The sequence below is a fragment of the uncultured Sunxiuqinia sp. genome (genome assembly GCF_963974515.1).
Taxonomy (GTDB): Bacteria; Bacteroidota; Bacteroidia; order Bacteroidales; family Prolixibacteraceae; genus Sunxiuqinia.
Window position 1 is genome coordinate 1 of sequence record NZ_CAXBDD010000069.1, and the last position, 19,886, is coordinate 19,886.

At 43.7% G+C, this 19,886-nt stretch carries 16 protein-coding genes and 1 pseudogene; 14 read left to right on the forward strand and 3 right to left on the reverse strand.

Annotated features, from left to right (window positions below; all coding sequences use genetic code 11):
• The first annotated feature begins 323 nt into the window (after positions 1 to 323).
• From AAC033_RS13715 to AAC033_RS13740, 6 genes are all read left to right on the forward strand, one after another.
• Entirely contained in the window at positions 324 to 731 is a 408-nt protein-coding gene (locus AAC033_RS13715; RefSeq protein WP_339739051.1) for a hypothetical protein, read from the forward strand.
• A gap of 38 nt (positions 732 to 769) precedes the next feature.
• Positions 770 to 955, forward strand: a complete 186-nt coding sequence (locus AAC033_RS13720) for a hypothetical protein (RefSeq protein ID WP_339739053.1) — start codon at positions 770 to 772, stop codon at positions 953 to 955.
• Between the two features lie 221 nt (positions 956 to 1,176).
• Positions 1,177 to 1,455 carry a hypothetical protein gene (locus tag AAC033_RS13725; RefSeq protein WP_339739055.1) on the forward strand — a complete coding sequence of 93 codons (279 nt, stop codon included), beginning with the start codon at positions 1,177 to 1,179 and terminating at the stop codon, positions 1,453 to 1,455.
• A gap of 21 nt (positions 1,456 to 1,476) precedes the next feature.
• Positions 1,477 to 1,620 carry a hypothetical protein gene (locus AAC033_RS13730; RefSeq protein ID WP_339739057.1) on the forward strand — a complete coding sequence of 48 codons (144 nt, stop codon included), beginning with the start codon at positions 1,477 to 1,479 and terminating at the stop codon, positions 1,618 to 1,620.
• 68 nt (positions 1,621 to 1,688) lie between these two features.
• Positions 1,689 to 1,901: a glycoside hydrolase family 43 C-terminal domain-containing protein gene (locus AAC033_RS13735; protein ID WP_339739059.1), complete on the forward strand. Its 213-nt coding sequence runs from the start codon at positions 1,689 to 1,691 to the stop codon at positions 1,899 to 1,901.
• A 263-nt stretch (positions 1,902 to 2,164) separates the two neighbouring features.
• On the forward strand, positions 2,165 to 2,773 hold the full coding sequence (locus AAC033_RS13740; RefSeq protein WP_339739061.1) for a hypothetical protein: 609 nt from the start codon (positions 2,165 to 2,167) through the stop codon (positions 2,771 to 2,773).
• Between the two features lie 95 nt (positions 2,774 to 2,868).
• Here the strand turns inward: AAC033_RS13740 and AAC033_RS13745 are convergent, their stop codons facing one another.
• Genes AAC033_RS13745 through AAC033_RS13755 form a run of 3 tightly spaced genes read right to left on the reverse strand, consistent with a single transcriptional unit; the run spans position 2,869 to position 6,696 of the window.
• Positions 2,869 to 4,581 (reverse strand): acyl-CoA dehydrogenase family protein, encoded by a 1,713-nt coding sequence (locus tag AAC033_RS13745; RefSeq protein ID WP_339739063.1) that lies wholly within the window; start codon positions 4,579 to 4,581, stop codon positions 2,869 to 2,871.
• 28 nt (positions 4,582 to 4,609) lie between these two features.
• Positions 4,610 to 5,629 carry an electron transfer flavoprotein subunit alpha/FixB family protein gene (locus AAC033_RS13750; RefSeq protein WP_339739065.1) on the reverse strand — a complete coding sequence of 340 codons (1,020 nt, stop codon included), beginning with the start codon at positions 5,627 to 5,629 and terminating at the stop codon, positions 4,610 to 4,612.
• Positions 5,630 to 5,646: 17 nt separating this feature from the next.
• Positions 5,647 to 6,696, reverse strand: coding sequence for an electron transfer flavoprotein subunit beta/FixA family protein (locus tag AAC033_RS13755; protein ID WP_339739067.1), 1,050 nt, complete (start codon positions 6,694 to 6,696; stop codon positions 5,647 to 5,649).
• 307 nt (positions 6,697 to 7,003) lie between these two features.
• On the opposite strand from AAC033_RS13755, the gene AAC033_RS13760 reads away from it, so the two are divergent.
• From AAC033_RS13760 to AAC033_RS13795, 8 genes and pseudogenes are all read left to right on the forward strand, one after another.
• A complete protein-coding gene (locus AAC033_RS13760; protein WP_339739069.1) occupies positions 7,004 to 7,564 on the forward strand; it encodes an RNA polymerase sigma-70 factor in 561 nt (186 codons plus the stop codon).
• 77 nt (positions 7,565 to 7,641) lie between these two features.
• Positions 7,642 to 8,616: a FecR domain-containing protein gene (locus AAC033_RS13765; protein WP_339739071.1), complete on the forward strand. Its 975-nt coding sequence runs from the start codon at positions 7,642 to 7,644 to the stop codon at positions 8,614 to 8,616.
• Between the two features lie 98 nt (positions 8,617 to 8,714).
• Entirely contained in the window at positions 8,715 to 12,020 is a 3,306-nt protein-coding gene (locus AAC033_RS13770; RefSeq protein ID WP_339739073.1) for a SusC/RagA family TonB-linked outer membrane protein, read from the forward strand.
• An 18-nt stretch (positions 12,021 to 12,038) separates the two neighbouring features.
• The gene (locus AAC033_RS13775; RefSeq protein WP_339739075.1) at positions 12,039 to 13,664 is read left to right on the forward strand and encodes a RagB/SusD family nutrient uptake outer membrane protein; all 1,626 of its coding nucleotides are present in this window, start codon (positions 12,039 to 12,041) and stop codon (positions 13,662 to 13,664) included.
• A 174-nt stretch (positions 13,665 to 13,838) separates the two neighbouring features.
• On the forward strand, positions 13,839 to 16,136 hold the full coding sequence (locus AAC033_RS13780) for a TIM-barrel domain-containing protein (protein WP_339739078.1): 2,298 nt from the start codon (positions 13,839 to 13,841) through the stop codon (positions 16,134 to 16,136).
• Between the two features lie 12 nt (positions 16,137 to 16,148).
• Positions 16,149 to 16,706 carry a DUF6144 family protein gene (locus AAC033_RS13785; protein WP_339739080.1) on the forward strand — a complete coding sequence of 186 codons (558 nt, stop codon included), beginning with the start codon at positions 16,149 to 16,151 and terminating at the stop codon, positions 16,704 to 16,706.
• 108 nt (positions 16,707 to 16,814) lie between these two features.
• Complete coding sequence (locus AAC033_RS13790; protein ID WP_339739082.1) at positions 16,815 to 19,172, forward strand: glycoside hydrolase family 127 protein; 2,358 nt, start codon at positions 16,815 to 16,817, stop codon at positions 19,170 to 19,172.
• Positions 19,173 to 19,263: 91 nt separating this feature from the next.
• Positions 19,264 to 19,886, forward strand: a pseudogene (locus AAC033_RS13795) (alpha-N-arabinofuranosidase); the annotation flags it as partial.

Genomic DNA, 19,886 nt, shown 5'->3' on the forward strand with positions numbered 1-19,886 from the left:
CAGCTTTTTATTACTCGCAATACCTAATTCCAATTATTTTTAAGTTTATTTACATGAAGAGAATTCACTGCCTTAAAACCAAGGACTTAATCACTGGGAAATTTTTAACCCTAGGAAGTATCTCCGGCAACTGAGCCAATCATTTCCTGATTTGCCTCCCTGCAAAAGCAATTAATCTACCCATATCAGGAAATGAATTCCTTTATCTGGTTGTATAAAAACAACCCATTAACCGATTAGACGACGCGCATTTTTTACTAAAAATGGCTTACGCTTCCTAAATAACCGACATAACGATAAAACTATTCCCAATACGCCTTGCCATGATCTCCTTTGTTTTCGCAATAGCGTGCAAAAAGGAATCAAGCATTGATCCCGTTGATGAACCAATTAAAGAAGAAGAATACATCGGGATCGAAAATTTCGCGGCCCCAAGTTATTCTGACAACTACACCTCAATTGCAAGTTGGACCACGCGCTCGTCGTGGAACCTGGGCAACATGCATGATCCCATAGATAAAAAGTGTGGTGACTACTATTATTATAGGTATCGAACCGACGCTTCGTATGGGAATTCCCATGAATGGCATGGTCATTTCCCGTACCGCCGGTCAAAAGATCTGGTAAACTGCGACTTTATGGGCATGGCTCTTACTGCCGTTCCCGAATGGGTGAAAGATTCATTGAACATCAAGCCGGCAAGAATGGAGCCTCCGCCGCCCACCTTCTAAAATCGTCTTATGGGGACTGGGATCGATGTATTCGAAAGGTGCACAGTAATCTATTATACTATCGTATTGTCGTTACCAATCCGATTGTGGGTACAAACACCAACAACTCCTGGACGAAACGGGCTTTTATCGGGTTGGCCGAATCGCACGATCTTTCTACCTACAACTGGGAAGACAAAGGCTCGGTGGTATGCTCTGAACCGGATGGCGTGGAAGATTACTAGCGCGGGAATGACAGTGACTGGAGCGGATATTTCAAATTCAACGCGATTGATCCCAGCTTAATCACCACCCCAGAAGGAGAACACTGGCCAATTTATGGCTCCTGGCATTCAGGAATTGCAGCAGTGCAGCTTAATCCGGAAACCGGAAAACCCAAAAAATGGGAAAGCCCTGATGATTACCGGGTGAGAATTGCCGGAAGAGGAAACGTGACCACTAACCTTTGGCAAGCCCTGTAAGTTCCGGATATTATCCATACCCCCGAAACGGATTACTACATTACCATTTTTTAGCCTGCGATGAACTGGCTGTTGCATACAACACATGCGTGGCCCGTTCGAAAAAAATTACTGCTCCCTACCTGGGAATCGACGAACAGGATATTACTGCAGGTGCTGAATGTTGGCCGATTCCCACCCACCCTTATCAATTCCATGGACATCATGGCTGGGTAGCAATTTCACACGGTGCCGTTTTCCAGAATCCGGAAAGCGAACAATGATCGTACAGTTCGCAGGGACGTTTGCCCGAAAATACTACCCGAACTAATGCATCCAACGCCATCATGATGGGGCATGTCCGTAAAATTAACTGGACTGCCGATGGCTGGCCGGTTGTCATGCCCGGGCGTTACACCGGCGTTCCGCAGACGGAGGTCACGGATTAGCGGATTCCCGGAACCTATGAAGTGATCACCATAAACTCCCCGTATCACGCCATGCAAACATCAAAAAAATGATCCTTCAATCGGATAGAATAGCGACGGGGGATTTTTCGGGAAGCTGGAGCCTCGACCAAAACAAGCAAACCCTCCATATTGGCAACCTGGAAGTGATCATTCAAAAAGGATATAACTGGGAAAGCTCGCCACGCCAATCAACCCTCGTGCTGTCTGGCTTCACCTCGTCTAAACAACCAGTTTGGGGCAAGAAAGTCCGGGCACAATGACTTTAAGATATTGCTATTTGGACAGAAGCAGCCATTCGTTTGTGCTCTTTTTTGTGCTCAACAGTCAGAAAAGAACCGCCAGGTCTGCTGATATCCGGAGAATTTGCGTTCTGGATAAAATTCCTTGCAATTAGTTTTTACGTCAATACTAAAAACCCGGCATCTCCGTTTTGCATTTAGCTTGCTTTTTAGCTATCTTTTGATGGTCAAATCAGAAATCACCCATATATTTGACTTTGATAAAAATATAACAATCAATAACTATGAAGAGAATTTTATCCAGATATGTAATCGTATCCACATTGATGGTATTCACCACATCCCTGTTTGCCCAAAATCAGTCTTTTGAAAACGCCTTCGACACCTTGAGTATTGACGGACAGTTCGAACATTTATACCGCAGATCGAACACCTTCGAGGAATATAAAGTAATCAGCATCAGTGGCTACAACTTACTCAAGAAAAACTCGCAGGACAGCATTCTCCAGTACAAGCAAGATGCCGATAGTCATTTGCAGGAAATTGCAACCTTAAAAAGTAACCTGACAAGCTCCAATACAGAAATTGAAAAACTCCAGGCAGAACTAACAAGCAGCCAACAAGCAAAAGACAGCATGAGCTTTATTGGGATCGAGGTTTCCAAGGGAGCTTATAATGCCATTATGTGGGGGATCATCATCTGTCTTGCCAGTGTTTCGGTCGTTTTATTTTCACTATTCAATCGCGGACACCGTGTCGTTAAGGAAACCAAGAATCGATTGGCAGAAGTGCAGGAAGATTTGGAAACACTTCGGAAAAATGCTCTGGTGCGCGAACAGAAACTGGCGCGTGAGCTGATGGACTTCAAACTGAAAAACAAATCATCTCGCTAATCTATTTCTGCCTCACCCTATTCCATTTGAGTTTTCTCCAAAAAGCAGGGCCCCACTTGAAGAGTGAGGCCCTGCCAACAATATTATCTGGAATACTATTGCATTTCAAATTTATACGATCCTAAATCACTCAAATCAGATGTCCGGATGAACTCGCCGTGTGCTTTAACCTGAGCTTTTGCTAAACGAATAAAGTTTTTAGCCGACTTAGTAAACATGGGCTCGCGGTTCGAATCCAGAACCAGCAGATAGCTCATAATGATGTTTCCAGCCATTTCGACTAAACGCCGAGCATGGAAATCTATGAATTCGTTGTCATCGGGAGCGAGTACTTTGTTCACTGCTTGCTCGTACTCGTCAGTTAAAATGATCAGGGTGCGGCGCAGGTGTTCCAATTCGGGTGATACTTTCTGAGCTTCATAAACCCTGATTTGGTTCAGGTAAGCACCCGTTGTTACCCCACGAATGGCAGCCACCACCTGCAACTGAGTTGTTCCTTCGTAAATGGAAGTAATCCGCGCATCGCGATAGATCCGCTCCACCGGATAATCTTTCATAAAGCCTGACCCCCCGTGAATCTGGATAGCATCGTATGCCAGCTGGTTGCTATATTCGCTCGCCATTCCTTTTACGAGCGGCGTATAAATATCAGCCAAACGTTGGTATTTTTTCATCTCCTCACGCTCTTCTGTCTCCAGCTTACGCTCTTCGGCAATGTGCATGTATGTTTTGTACATATCTACATAACGAGCGGTTTCATATAATAAGGTGCGCGACGCGTCCAGTTTGGCCTTCATATTGGCCAGCATTTCATACACAGCAGGGAAACGCATAATCGCCTTTCCAAACTGAACCCGCTCCTTGGCATAGGCCAACGCTTCGCGGTAAGCCGCTTCGGAAACACCAACCGACTGGGCTGCAATTCCAAGGCGCGCACCGTTCATCAGAGCCATTACGTACTTAATCAATCCCAATTTTCTGTCGCCTACCAACTCGCCCGGAGCATCCTTAAAGACCAGCTCGCAGGTTGGCGAACCAATAATTCCCATTTTGTGCTCTATCCGGCGAACGGTCACTCCTCCGTCATTCTTGTCGTGAATGAACATCGACAAACCGCGTCCGTCTTTGGTTCCCGGTTCTGAACGAGCTAACACCAGCGAAATATGTCCATCACCATTGGTGATAAACCGTTTCACGCCATTCAACAGCCATTTACCGGACTTTTCGTCAAAAGTTGCTTTCAACTGAACGGCCTGCAGGTCGGAGCCAGCATCCGGCTCGGTCAAATCCATCGCCATGGTTTCGCCCTGGCAAACACGGGTCAGGTATTTTTCTTTTTGTTCTTCCGAAGCAAACTCATTGATGGTTTCAGCGCAATCTTGTAATCCCCAGATATTCACAAATCCGGCATCAGCTCGCGACACAATGTCGGCAGCCATGATGTAGGGTACGATTGGGAAGTTCAGTCCGCCGTATTGCCTTGGAAGGGACATACCCATCAATCCAGCTTTATTTAAAGCATCAATATTAACAACTGTTCCTTTGGCATAAATCACCCGGCCATTTTCCACCCGCGGGCCTTCAGCATCAATCGACTCGGCATTTGGGCCAACAATGTCACCGCAGACTTCACCAACAACCTCCAACACTTTATGGAAGTTGTCCATGGCGTCTTCGTGATCCATTGGCGCAAAATCGAACACTTTCTTTTCTGAAAAATTCCTTTCCTTTAAGCGGACAATCTTTTCCATTAATGGATGATTGAGATGGAATTTCAGTTCTTTATTATCGGTATAATAATTAGCCATTTCGTAAAAAGTTTAAGTTTCACAAGATCTACTTGGTGTTTTGTTTATAATACTTGATCATCTTCGGAAGGATGACGCCCACATCACCATTGATCACATAGTCGGCCACCGAATTGATCGGTGCTTCCGGATCGGTATTAATTGCAATGATTTGTGCCGATTCTTCCATTCCCGCCCGGTGCTGAATTTGTCCTGAGATTCCGCAGGCTATATATAACTTGGGACGGACGGTCACACCAGTTTGTCCAACCTGACGTTCGTGCTCGGCATAACCGGCATCAACAGCGGCCCGCGAAGCACCCACTTCGCCGCCTAATACCTCGGCCAGATCGTACAACAGCTGAAAATTCTCTTTCGATCCCATACCATAGCCGCCAGCCACCACAATCGGTGCTGCTTTCATATTAACTTTGCTCTTCTCCATGTGACGTTCGATGATTTCAACAACAAAATCCGAATCGCTCACATATTTGGAGACATCCAGCTTAACCAACTTGCCTTTGTATTCTGCATCTCGAATTTCCTTCTTCATCACACCCTCCCGAACCGTGGCCATTTGAGGACGGCAATCGGGGTTGATAATAGTAGCAATGATGTTTCCGCCAAAAGCCGGACGAATCTGGTACAAAAGGTTCTCGTAGTTCTTATCTTGTTTTTTATCGAAATGGTCGCCAATCACCAAACTGGTGCAGTCGGCCGTCAATCCGCTATGCAAGGCCGATGAAACGCGCGGCCCCAAATCACGGCCAATGGACGAAGCTCCCATCAAGGCAATCTGAGGTTTTTGCTCTTCAAAAAGTCTAGCAATGATGGAGGTATGCGGCATCGTGCTGTACGGATACAACCTTTTGTCATCAGCAACATAAACCGTATCAACTCCATAAGGAAAGATTTGCTTTTCGATTCCGTCCAGCTTGTGCCCAATTACAATGGCTTCCAACTGGCATTTCAGTTCATTGGCCAGCGAACGGCCTTTGGTCATCAACTCCTGACTCACTTCAGCGACCTGACCATCTTCTATCTCGCAGTATACAAATATGCTGTTCATAATTGACTTGTTAGGGTTTAACCAATGGTATGACTTTCAATCAGCTCGCGCATCAAATCGTCGATGTCGCTGTCAGCCGAAGTAATTATTTTTGCCGCCTTGGCCTGAAGAACAACATTCTCCACCGTTTTCACTTTCGTTGGTGAACCGGTCAGTCCAAGCTCCGCATGATCCACTTCAATGTCATTGACGGTCCATTCAGGAATGTTCAGGTAAGGACGATCGCTGTACAAATGCAGGTAATCTTCGTTTGAGTTTTGCAACTCGGTCACAGTCTTGGCGTGCTTGTATTTCATCAATAATTTAGCATTGCGGGCACGGCAAGCAGCCGCCGAACCGTTTACAGTCATGACCATTGGTATCGGGCATGAAACTGTTTCCACCCCGCGTTCCAAACGCCGCTTCATGAACACCTTGCCTTTTTCAATTTTCTGAACTTCCTCCACGTATGTAACCTGGGGCAGCCCCAGTTTTTCAGCCACCTGAGGACCAACTTGCGCTGTGTCGCCATCAATGGCCTGTCGTCCGGCCACAATGATGTCAAAATCCTTCACTTTTTTGAGTGCACACGAAATGGCGTACGAAGTAGCCAGCGTATCCGATCCGGCAAAAGCCCGGTCTGTAAGCAAGATCCCATCATCAGCTCCACGAAACATTCCTTCACGAATGATTTCGGCAGCACGTCCTGGGCCCATCGTTAATATGGTTACGGTCGATCCGGGAAACGAATCCTTGATTCGAAGTGCCTGCTCCAGTGCGTTTAAATCTTCCGGATTGAAAATCGCAGGCAAAGCTGCACGGTTAATTGTACCGTCAGCTTTCATGGCGTCTTTGCCAACATTGCGGGTATCGGGTACCTGCTTGGCAAGAACGATAATCTTATAAGCCTTCATCGTATTTAAATTTGTCAGTTTTATTTTTAGTCTCAGTCCAACGTTTTCAGTTGACCAGCAAAGGGTGGTTACTACCGAATTTTCTTTGCAAGGCAGGCAAATATAGCCAAACAAGCCAAAGATTTCAAGGATTGCAGTCGCTCCGGCGATTTCGACAATCAATTGAAAATCCATTTTTTCAACGCGAATCTCAAAATTGGCAAGAAACGCTTGCTAAAAATGTTATTCCATAAGCGTTTAAAACAATTAAACTATTTTTTCAAAAAATCATTTTATATTGCCGTAGAAAACTTATTTATAATCATTTTAATCTAGCCTGAACCGTTCAATCGATTGACGATTCCTGCCAAAAACAATCCGAATCTGCATCTCGTAAGCGGTTTCAAAAGGAATGTATTACACAACACGTTTCTAATAAAAAGTATTTTTTACTTTTGTCACAAACAGCAGGAGAAAAGGATTGGAAAACAAGCAGCTTGATATGGAGTTTGAACTGGTTAAAAAGTTGAGGAAGGGCAATGTGCCGGCTTTCAATCAGCTTTTTTATACCTACAGTTCCCGCCTGTATTACTTTGCATATGGCTATTTGAAAAGTAAAGAGGATGCCGAAGAACTTGTCCAGGAAATTTTCAGCAAGATATGGGAGAAAAGACAACAGCTTGACGAGAAACTTAATTTTAAATCGTACCTGTTTACAATCGCTTTTAATGCGATAAAGAAGCACTTCCGAAGTCAGGCTTATTTGAATCGCTATTTTGATCACGCCGCAGCCAATGCCACAGAAAGTGCTGTCTATGAAGATGTCGATTTTGATTCACTAAAAGCTTTGGTCGACAAGCTGGTCGATAAGATGCCCGAAAAACGAAAAGCTGTATTTCTAAAAAGCCGATATGAGGGGAAGAACGCTCAGGAGATTTCCAGCGAAATGTCGATCAGTAAAAGTACCGTTGAAAATCATTTAAACCAGGCTTTAAAATACTTACGGCAGCATCTGGACGAGAAATACATCGCCGGGATACTCTATTTTCTTTTGTTTCTCTAAAAAAAAATTGCCTCTCACTAGGTGTGAAAACCTTGTTGTGGATATAACCATTTGCAACACACACAATGATCACATCAATGAAAGATTCAGAAAAAAATCGTTTTGAAGACTATTTCCAATCTCCTGGACAAGATGACCATACATTTGTGGAGAATCTCTTTTTCAACAAAGGAAATGAGGATACCCTGCGGAGCATAGCGAATAAACAGTGGGAGAAGATTCTGCCCAAACCAATCGATCTACAGCACCTCTTAAATAAAATCCACTTTGACATTAATAGTAAGAAACCTGAAAAATCGTTTACCCAAAAATTCTTTCAGGCATACTCCCGTGTTGCAGCCATACTGATTTTGCCACTATTGATAGCCAGCTTGGTTGTCTGGATTAACCCTTTTTCATCTGGAAAAACGTATTCTGAACTCACAGCACCAAAAGGCTCCAGGGTACAGTTTGTCCTCCCCGATGGTTCAACCGGACATTTGAACAGCGGATCAACCATCCGCTACGCTTCAAATTTCAATACAAAGCGCCATATTGAACTGTCAGGTGAAGGTTACTTCGATGTAAAAAAAGACCTGCGTTCGCCATTTATTGTCAAAACAAAACATGCTCATATCAAAGTACATGGGACCAGCTTTGATGTGTGTGCCTATGAAACGGAAAACATAATAATAACCACACTGGAAAGCGGATCGGTTGAAATTATCAATAAAAAAACCTCTGCCTCAACAGTGCTGAAACCCGGACAACAGAACCAGTTTAACAAGTGGACTGGCAAAATGCAAAACCTCGAAGTGGACACCAAACTATACACTTCGTGGAAAGATGATCTGTTACGCTTTGACAACGCCCCTTTTGACGAAGTAGTTAAAAAAATGGAACGATGGTTTGGCGTGAAAATTATTTTGGATGAAAAGCTGCAAGACTCAGAAAATTTTACGATGACCATTAAAACCGAAAGTTTACGGGAAACTTTACAGTTGTTGCAGCTTACAACACCAATGACCTATAAAATTGAAAATGAAATGGTTTACATCAAGCAAAAAAGATAACATCGTCTAAAAAAAGAAGGAAAGTGCTCGCAACACTTCCCTTCTCATAATTAAATCAATCCCCGAAAGGGATATGTTTAACCTAGTAATACAAACTTATGAAAAAAAAAGCATTGTGGAACATTGGCAGGCACAGTTGTGCTCTGTCAAGATTAATTCGAATTATGAAACTAACGACCTTTCTATTACTGATTACGTTCATGGGGGTTCAGGCCACTGTTTATTCCCAGACAACTGAATTAAACCTGAAAGCTCAGAACTCGACCGTAAAGGAAATCTTACGGCAAATTGAAGATCAAAGTGAGTTTTTCTTTATGTACAACGACCGGAAAGTTGATGTAAACCGAAAGGTGAGCATTGATCTTGAGAAGAAAAGTATTGACGAAGTCCTGCAGTCACTTTTCGATGGCACCAATACCAGTTTTCTGATTAAGGATCGTCAAATCGTGTTGTATTTGAACAATGATAACGAATTTCTGAATCATGGAAGTTCGAGGTTTATGCAGAAGATCCCGTCTGTTTCGGGCAAAGTTACCGATGAAACGGGCGAAGGACTCCCGGGCGTTACGATACTCGTCAAAGGAACAACCACAGGCACGATCACCGACTTGGATGGCAATTTTCAATTGGATAACCTCCCGGAAGATGCCGTCCTTGTGTTTTCGTTTGTTGGCATGCAGTCACAGGAAATACCGGTTACCCGATCAACAGTTGACGTCATTTTATCCGCCAGCACCATTGGTCTGGAAGAAGTAGTTGCCATTGGTTATGGTACCATTAAAGCCGGAGACGTGACGAGTTCTGTGGCGAGCGTCAAACCAGAGAATTTCAATAAGGGCGCGGTAAAAGACCTGGGACAATTGGTTGCTGGCAAAGTAGCAGGGCTTATTATTACAAATCCAAGCGGAGACCCAACATCAACAACACAAATTAAACTACGCGGAACCAACACATTTGGAGGAGCGAATACCAATCCTCTTATTCTTATTGATGGTATTCCAGGAAACCTTACAACCGTCCCTCCGGAGGACGTGGAAAGTGTGGAAGTATTAAAGGATGGTTCAGCTGCAGCTATTTACGGGACACGCGGAACAAATGGTGTAATTTTAATTACCACCAAGCAGTTTAAAAAAACAGGTGGCAATGTTAATAAGGTCGAATATAGCGGCTACGTCAGCACCGCTACAATTGCCAGAAGACCGGAAATGTTAAGTGCAGATGAGTTTAGAGCCATGTATCCTAATGAATCGGATAATGGTGCAAATACTGATTGGTTAGACGAAATCACTCGAACACCGCTCAGTCATGTGCACAACGTAACTTTTCAGGGAGGAACATCTTCAACGAATTACATCGCCAATGCTAACTACAATTCGTCAGAAGGAATTATGCTGAAGTCTGCAAATGAAACCTTTAAGGGGCGGTTCCAGGTAAATCACAATATGCTTAATGACAAGCTAAAGTTCAAAATGGGCATCATTGGTATGGTTAATGAACATCCATCGACTACCAGTAACGGCACCTTTAACGGTTATACCTACCGCATGGCAGTCTCTCGTAAACCAACCGATCCTGTTCAGAATGAAGACGGAACTTGGCATGAGAATTTTAGTAAATTCGAGTATGAAAACCCAGTGGCCCGGCTTAAAGAATCTGATGGAAGTGTGAAAAATTCGGAAATACGCTATAACACAAATATCATTTTCAATCCCATTTCCGATTTAACCATTAATGCTGTTCTTTCTTACTTGCGATACAACAGGACTTACGGCTATTCGGAGACATTAAACCATGTATCTACTTTGCGCGATGGCTTGAATGGATGGTCCTCTGTCGGGTCCAATACCTCAATGGAGAAATTGGCGGAAATTACAGCCTTATATGAAAAGGAGATTAAATCTCATCGTTTTAGTGTCTTGGGTGGATATAGCTATAACGAAACCGATTACGAGAGCATGGGATTTTCCAACTATGGATTTCAAGACGACTATTTTGGAGGATGGCACAACATAGGCATTGGCTCCGCTTTGAAAGAAGGGAAAGCCGGTGCTGGTTCAGAGAAGAGGACTACCAATCTAATTGGATTCTTTGGGCGAGGCACGTATGGTTTTAATGACAAATACCTGTTTATGGGAAGCTTGCGATACGAAGGCGCCAGTCAGTTATGGGGTACAGATAATGAATGGGGGCTTTTCCCATCGATTTCCTTAGGATGGCGAATAACGGAGGAATCCTTTATGCAGAATCAGCAGATTTTTGATAATCTTAAATTGCGTGCTGGTTATGGAGTAACTGGTTCACAGCCTAATCAGGCGTTTCTTGGAGTTGGAATGTTAACGTATGGAAAATATGCCTACGTAGATGGAGAGTGGCTCCAGACCATTGTTCCTGCATCCAATACGAACCCGGACCTAAAATGGGAAGAGAAGAAAGAAACAAACATTGGACTTGATTTTACTTCGTTAAACGGACGTTTGTCTGGAACAATTGATGTATACAACCGAAAGGTTGATGGTTTGCTTTATGACTTTACAGTTTCTGTTCCTCCATACGATTATGGAACCATAAAAGCTAATGGTGGAGTAATGGAAAACAAAGGTCTCGAAATAATGCTTTCTGGCATTCCAGTTCAAACCAATGACTTTGAGTGGAATACCAGCGTTACTTACTCAACCAACAACAACAAACTTAAAAGCATTAATGGTCGAGTTTTTAAAACAGACTACGATTACTTTTATACCGGTTGGATACAAGAACCCATTAAAACACAATCACACCGGGTTCAGGTTGGTGAGCGAATTGGTAACTTCTGGGGATTTAAAGTAGTTGATATTGATGAAGAGGGGAAATGGATTTATGAAGACCGTAACGGAGATCTGGTTTCAGCCGATGATTTTACCGATGCTCCCGAAGACAAGAAAGTAATCGGAAATGGTGTTCCTGCGATGTATGCGTCCTGGAACAATAACCTACGCTACAAAAACTTTGATTTAAGTGTTTCGATGCGTGGTGCTTTCGACTATCAGATTATTAATGAAGCCAGAATGTATTACGAGAACCCTAAGAACAGTCGGAATGAAAATCGACTAACATCAGTGAATGATTTAATTTTTGGTAAAGCAACTTTAAACAAGGAGATCGATCCTAATTTTAACAGCTACTATGTTGAAGATGGAGATTACTGGAAGATTGATAATGTGACCTTGGGTTATAGCATAAAGCGTGTTGGAAGATACTTTGAATCAATTAGATTATACGGATCGGTAATAAACGCCTTAACAATTTCAGGTTACAAAGGTGTGGACCCAGAAGTAAATACTTCAGGACTGGCACCAGGATATGACAACAGAAATCAATATCCAAGTGTGAGAACATACACGTTTGGTGTAAATGTTAAGTTTTAATTTGAAAACCTTAATAAAATGAAAAAAAATATATATATCAAAGCGCTTTGTGCGGTTGTATTATTCCTGGGAATATCAACCTCATGTACCGAATTATTAGATGATAGCTACGGCAATGTAATTGGTTCACAATACAGTCCTGAAACTGATGCAGATATCAGTTATCTGATCAATGCAGCTTACGTCCCTTGGCGTGAAACATTGTTACTTTGGAATGGAGTTGTTCGTGGTCAACAAAACTGTGCTGATCAAGAGGTTACTCCAGCTCGTCCAAATGGGTGGGTTGATGGTGGCATTTATAAAAGGTGGCATCAGCACACATGGACAACAGAAGATAATTCCGTATGGGAGCCATGGTCACGTACTTATAATGGAGTTACTACATGTAATCGTCTGCTCTCGCAAATTGAGGATGGTACAATTGGCGTTGAAGGGGAAGCAAAAGAGAAATTGATATCTGAACTGAAAGTTTTGCGCGCGTCTTACTACTATATTTTGGTTGATTTCTTCGGGAATATCCCAATAGTTACTGACTATAAAGACGTTGAATTACCCCAACAATCAACGAGAGTGGAAGTTTTTAATTTTATTGTGAAAGAAATCACCGACAATATTAGTAACCTGTCAGAAACACCTCGTGGTTACTATTACGGACGATTCAATAAATGGGCCGCTTATACTCTTTTGGCCAAGATGTATTTAAATGCCGACGAGTGGACCGGTACGGCTCATTGGCAAGACTGTATCTCCGCTTGTGATGAAGTGATTGAGTTCGCAGAGACTACAGGAAGCTATGCCTTGGAACCCAATCAGAAAAGTGTGTTTGTTACGGATAACGAAAACTCGGTGGAGATTATTTATGGAATTCCGGAAGACGAAATCTATGTCACCGACTGGAATGCATTTGATTATCACTTAAACACTTTAGCTCCTGAAAGTCAAAGAACCTACAACTTCACAAATGTGCCGTGGGGTGGCATTTGCGCTATTCCTCAGTTTATCGAAAGTTTTGATCCGGATGATATCCGACTAAAGGAAAACTATATTCAAGGTCAACAATATACGGCTTCCGGCGAAATTCTTACGCGCAGCGACAACGGCGAACCTCTTGTCTATGTAAATAATGTTCCCAGCATCGACCAATCAACAATGTATGATGGTTACCGCTGGGGTAAATTTGAATATGCTATGGGAAGTACAAACCGTTTAAGTAACGACTTCCCACTACTACGCTACGCCGATGTTTTGTTTATGAAAGCGGAAGCCTTGATGAGAAGTGGACAACCGGGAGCTGGTGCTTTGGTAACCAAAATTCGCGAAAGGAATTTCAAAGATAATCCGGCAAAAGCCGTTGTTACCGATGAAGAGTTGGCAGGTGGTAGTGTTTATGACTACGGTCGTCGCGATTCTTATGAAACGACTCACGAAGGCGGAGCCGATATTCAGTACGGACGATTTCTAGATGAGTTAGGATGGGAATTCTGTCAGGAAGGACGTCGTCGTCAGGATTTGATTCGTTTTGGAGTGTTTACAACCAAATCTTGGTTTTCTCATGATCCCAGTAGCAGCCACCGGAAAATCTATCCGATTCCCAACCAAGCAATATTGACCAATTCCAACCTCTCCCAAAACCCAGGTTATTAATTTATATTATTTAACTCAAAAGAGAAGTTCATTTCTGAAAATGAGCTTCTCTTTTTTGACTATTCAAAAAACTGTCAAATGAACAAAAATTTATTATCACTATTGGCTTTTATTTTTCTTATAGGCTTGCAATCAGAAACTTATGCAGACAGCAATCTTCAAGAAATTTCAGGAATGAAAACAACAATCAATTCCGTTGACATTCAGGTTCAATTTTACAGTCCTGGAATTGTAAGGGTTGTGAAATCTGAGCAGGGAGCTGATTTGCCAAAAGAAAGTCTTTCTGTGGTGAAGGAGCCGGAAGATGTTGCCCTCCAATTTAGGGAGAACGATAAAGAAATGAGTATTATAAGTTCCTCAATAAATGTCTCCTTAAATAAGGAGACTGGCGCACTTATATTCTACAACAGCGAAAATCAGATTCTAATATCAGAAAAGAATGACGGAGCAGTCATTAATCCGAAAAAATACGCTGGTTTTGATGTATACAACGTGAAACAATCCTTTCAATTGGATCCGGATGAATTCATTTACGGCTTGGGACAATTGCAACAAGGTAAAATGTCACAACGTGGGCAGGAAGTATTTCTGAAACAAGGCAATAAGGAAACGGTTATTCCCTTTATCTTATCGAACAAAGGCTATGGCGTATTTTGGGACAACTATTCACCAACAAAGTTTGCCGACAAGCAAGATGAAACATTCTTCGATTCAGAAATTGGACAATGTATTGATTATTACTTGATGATTGGAGATAATGCAGACGGAGTTATTAAGCAAATGCGTGAGTTGACAGGGGATGTTCCAATGTTTCCCTACTGGACCTACGGTTATTGGCAAAGCCGTGAACGATATAAAACGCAGTTCGAAACGATAGAGGTGATCAGAAAATATCGGGAGCTTGGAGTTCCAATAGACGGAATTATCCAGGACTGGCGCTATTGGGGACAGGACAGTGTTTGGAATCGGATGGCTTTTGATGAAACAACATTTCCGGATCCTAAAGGCTTGGTTGATCGGGTACATGAAATGAATGCTCATTTGATGATTGTGGCTTGGCCTGGTTTTGGACCATTAACAAAGCAATTCGCAGAATTTAAAAGTCGCAACATGCAGTTAAATTTCCTTACCTGGCCTCCTAACTCAGGAACGAAGCCTTATGATGTTTACAATCCTACGGCCCGGGATATTTACTGGAAATATCTCAATGAAGGAATTTTTTCAAACATCCACAATGATGCCTGGTGGTTAGATTCCTCAGAGCCGGATCACATCGAAGTAAAAGATGAAGATTTTGAACAACCAACATTCCTTGGCCCGTACCGTTCAGTGGTCAATGCATTTCCCTTGGAACACGTAAAAGGTGTATCAACTCATCAACGAGCAACCAACGATCAAAAGCGGGTGTTTATCCTTACGCGATCTGCCTTTGCCGGTCAGCAGCGTTATGGAGCTAACTCCTGGTCGGGTGACGTAGTGACGGACTGGGATGTACTACGTAAACAGATTTCTGCCGGCTTGAATTTCTCATTATGCGGAATACCCCATTGGAATAGTGACATTGGTGGTTTCTTCGTGTGGAATTTTCCTGGTGGAGTTAACAACAAAGCTTTTCATGAAATCTATGTGAGATGGTTGCAATTTGGCACATTCTGTCCCATGATGCGCTCTCACGGAACCGATACACCCCGCGAAATATACCAGTTTGGCGCGCGGGGTGATTGGACTTACGATTCGATCGAAAAGTTTATTAATCTGCGGTATCGGTTAATACCTTATATTTATTCAACATCGTGGGACGTGTCAGCCAATCGTTCAACCATGATGCGGGCATTAGTTATGGACTTTGCCGAAGATAAAAACGCACTTGACATTGACAACCAGTATATGTTTGGAAAATCATTCTTGGTTTGTCCTGTAACAGAATCGATGTATGTTGAAACAAAAAAAGACGAAAACAAATACATTGATCCGGTTGAGAATTTTAGCATGGTGAAATCTACGTCTGTTTATTTGCCGGCAGGCACACAATGGTTTGACTTCTGGACAGGAAAGATCTTTACAGGAGGTCAGACGATCGAAAAGCAAACTCAGATCAATACGATGCCTTTATATTTGAAAGCTGGATCTATAGTGCCTTGGGGCCCGGAAGTTCAGTATGCATCAGAAAAGAAAGCTGAGAATATGGAGATCCGCATATATCCTGGAGCTGATGGTGAATTCACGCTTTACGAAGATGAAGGCGATAATTATAACTATGAAGAAGGTGTTTATTCAACCATTTCCTTCAAATGGGATGATCAGCAAAAAACGTTCAGCATTTCAGATCGTCAGGGTGAATTCCCGGGAATGCTGTCCGAACGTCAGTTCCGTTTGGTGCTGGTGGATGAAACAGCAGGTATTGGCCTGGACGAAAGCACTCCTGTAAAAACAGTTAGTTATTCGGGAAAAGCAGTAACTGAAAAACTATAGAAATCGAAAGAGATGAATTCAGACCGCAGGAATTTTTTAAAAAAGGCCTGTGCCGCAGGAGGTTGTTTCTGCGGCTTTGCTTCTCTGGCGGGTGGATCCACAAGCCCTTCAGTTAGCGCGGAAGAGCATGATGCCAATCACTTATTGATGCAGGAATGGATTTCAACCTTGATGCTCAGCTTGGATGAACAAACCGACGAGGAAGTATCGCGCCAAATCATGAAAACATGTGCCCGCGCGCACTACAATCAGTTAAAGATGGATGAAGTGCTGCAAGCTTATATCGGCAATTTGAAAAAGTTTATCCAATTTTTGAAAAGCAATTGGAATTGGGTCATTACTTTCGACGAAGAGAAGCAGATCGTCCTTGCCGACGAAAACAAAAACGTTTGTGTTTGCCCGTTGGTAAACCCCGATGAAGGAGTAAAATCTGCTATCTTGTGCTATTGTTCCGAAGGCTTTGCCGAACTGATGTTTTCAAAAGTGGCAGGTAAACCGGCCGAAGCCAGGGTAGTCTCGTCCATCCATCTGGGCAATGATCGATGTAAATATGAAATTAAAATAATCTGATAATTTTGTTATGGAACGAACATGTTGCTTCACGACACCCGAAGGCAGTATAATAATCTTTAGCAACATGGAGTTCCATACTACCATTAAGAAGCAAACTATCATCGTATGAAAATCAAATCGCTTTTATTCTTACTCTGTTTTTATTCCTTTTCCTTAGTTGGTCAGAACACCCAATTACAGTCGTTTCAACTGTCCGACGTCAAGTTGCTGGATAGTCCGTTTAAGCAGGCCATGCAGACCGACTTGCAATACATGCTGGAAATGGATGTGGACAAACTGCTGGGGCCCTACCTGCGCGAAGCCGGACTAACACCCAAAGCCGCAAGTTACACCAACTGGGAGAACACCGGACTGGATGGCCATATTGGCGGCCACTACCTTTCAGCCTTGGCCATGATGTACGCCTCAACCGGCGATGCACGGATGAAAGAACGCATGGATTACATGCTCTCGGAATTGAAGCGCGCGCAGGACCAACATGCCGATGGATACCTGGGAGGTGTTCCGGGAGGGCGTGCCATTTGGGATGAAATTGCCAACGGAAATATTGATGCCGGTTCATTCAGTTTGAATAAAAAGTGGGTTCCGCTTTACAACATCCATAAAATCTATGCCGGCCTCCGCGATGCCTATCTCTTCGGCGAGAGTGAACAAGCCAGGGAAATGCTCATCAAGCTAACGGATTGGGCCATTCATCTGGTGTCCAATTTAAGCGAAGAGCAAATTCAGGATATGCTGCGCAGCGAGCATGGCGGGTTAAATGAAGTTTTTGCTGATGTGGCGGCCATCACCGGCAATGAAAAATACCTGAAGCTGGCCCGTCAATTTTCGCACCAGCATGTGTTGCAACCCCTGCTGCAACACGAAGACAAGCTTACGGGAATGCATGCCAATACGCAAATTCCAAAAGTGATTGGATTCAAGCGAATCGCCGATGTTGACGGCGATGAATCGTGGTCCGATGCCGCGCGTTTCTTCTGGGAGACGGTGGTGAACAACCGCTCGGTTTCCATTGGTGGCAACAGTGTCCGTGAACATTTTCACCCGGTTGACGACTTTTCAGAAATGATCTCCAGCGAACAGGGACCTGAAACCTGCAACACCTACAACATGCTTCGCCTGACCAACCAATTGTTCCTGACCGAGCCGAAGGGGGAATATATGGACTATTACGAGCGGGCGTTGTACAACCATATTCTTTCCACCCAACATCCGGAGCACGGCGGGTTTGTTTATTTCACCCCCATGCGGCCGGGACATTACCGGGTCTACTCGCAGCCACACACCAGCTTTTGGTGCTGTGTGGGTTCCGGGCTCGAAAACCACACCAAATATGGTGAACTGATTTATGCCCATAGCGACGATGAGCTGTACGTCAACTTGTTTATTCCTTCAAGCTTAAACTGGGAAGCTAAAAATGTGGAAGTCATTCAGCGCACCCGTTTTCCCGATGAAGCCAAAACTTCAATTACGATCAATCCAAAAAAGAAACAGGCATTCAAATTGTACCTTCGTTACCCGAGCTGGGTTGAGACAGGCGAATTAAACGTCACAGTAAACGGTAAAGATCACCTTGTGGACGCTTCTCCGGGTGAATTTTTCGTGATTGACCGACGCTGGAAAAAAGGAGATGTGGTTAGCATGGAAATGCCCATGCAAACGCGCCTGGAGCAATTGCCCGACGGCCAGAATTTTTTCACCATTCTGCACGGACCAATTGTTCTGGCAGCCAAAACCGATACCACTGACATGATTGGTTTGTATGCCGATGACAGCCGGGGAGGACACATTGCCCAAGGCGAAAAATATCCTCTGCAGAATATGCCGGTGATTTTAAGCGAGCCGGACCAACTGCTTGAAAAGATCAAACCAGTTGAAGGCGAGCCGCTGACCTTCGCCATTGACCAGATGAAGCCCGAAAAATACAGCAAGCTCAAATTGATTCCCTTTTTCCGCCTGCACGAATCACGCTATGTGCTTTACTGGCAAGTAGAGACAGCCGAAAAATATGAGCAAGCGCAAAAAGAACTGGCTGCCGAGGAAGCCGCCAAACAACAGTTGGCCGCCCAAACCATCGACCTGGTATTTCCGGGCGAACAGCAGCCGGAGTCGGATCATTTTATCGAAAGCGAACAATCGCAAATCGGCGTGCACCAAGGGCGCCACTGGCGCGATGCCCGCGGGTGGTTTAGCTACCAGTTAAGAGATGAAAAAAGGGAAGCCAAAAAACTCCGTGTCATGTATTTTGGGTTGGACAACAACAGGCACTTCAATATTCTGATAAACGATCAATTCGTTGCCGAAGTTAATTTGGATGGAAGTAAAGGGTTTGAATTTTTCACTGAAGACTACGCCATTCCCAACGACATTCTTGAGCAATCGCATGGCCAATTGACTGTAAAGTTTGAAGCAAAAGATGGTTCGATAGCCGGAGGAGTTTTCGAAGTACGCTTGATGAAGTGAGCAGTCGGCAAAAAGAAAATGTTTTCATCTATTCTCTAAAAAGTATTTAATACTTTTATTATTTTTGAAGCAAATCCTAAATATAAAACTTATGAAGAAGAAGATTTTTTACACGTTCGCACTGCTGTCACTTTTCAGTTTGGGCGCCATTGGACAAACCACCCTCCACTTGCACACCGACCAGGCAGAAACAAAAATTAACCGCGAAATTTACGGGCACTTTGCCGAACACCTCGGCCGCTGTATTTACGGCGGTATTTATGTGGGTGAAGACTCCGACATTCCAAATATCCGCGGATTCCGCGAGGACCTTGTTTACGCGTTAAAAGATATGGAAATTCCACTGTTGCGCTGGCCGGGAGGCTGTTTTGGCGACACCTACCACTGGAAAGACGGCATTGGCCCCAAACACGAGCGCCCTTCGATGGTGAATGTTCACTGGGGCGGTGTTACCGAGGACAACAGCTTTGGAACGCACGAATTTCTTGACTTCTGTGAATTGATTGAAGCCGAACCTTACATCAACATCAATGTTGGTTCAGGCACCGTCCAGGAAGCATCGGAATGGGTGGAATATGTGACCTCAAGCAACATCAGCCCCATGACCGACTTGCGGAAAAAGAATGGCCGCGAAGAGCCCTGGGATGTCAAATACTGGGGAATTGGCAACGAAAACTGGGGCTGCGGCGGAAACATGACTCCCGAATATTACGC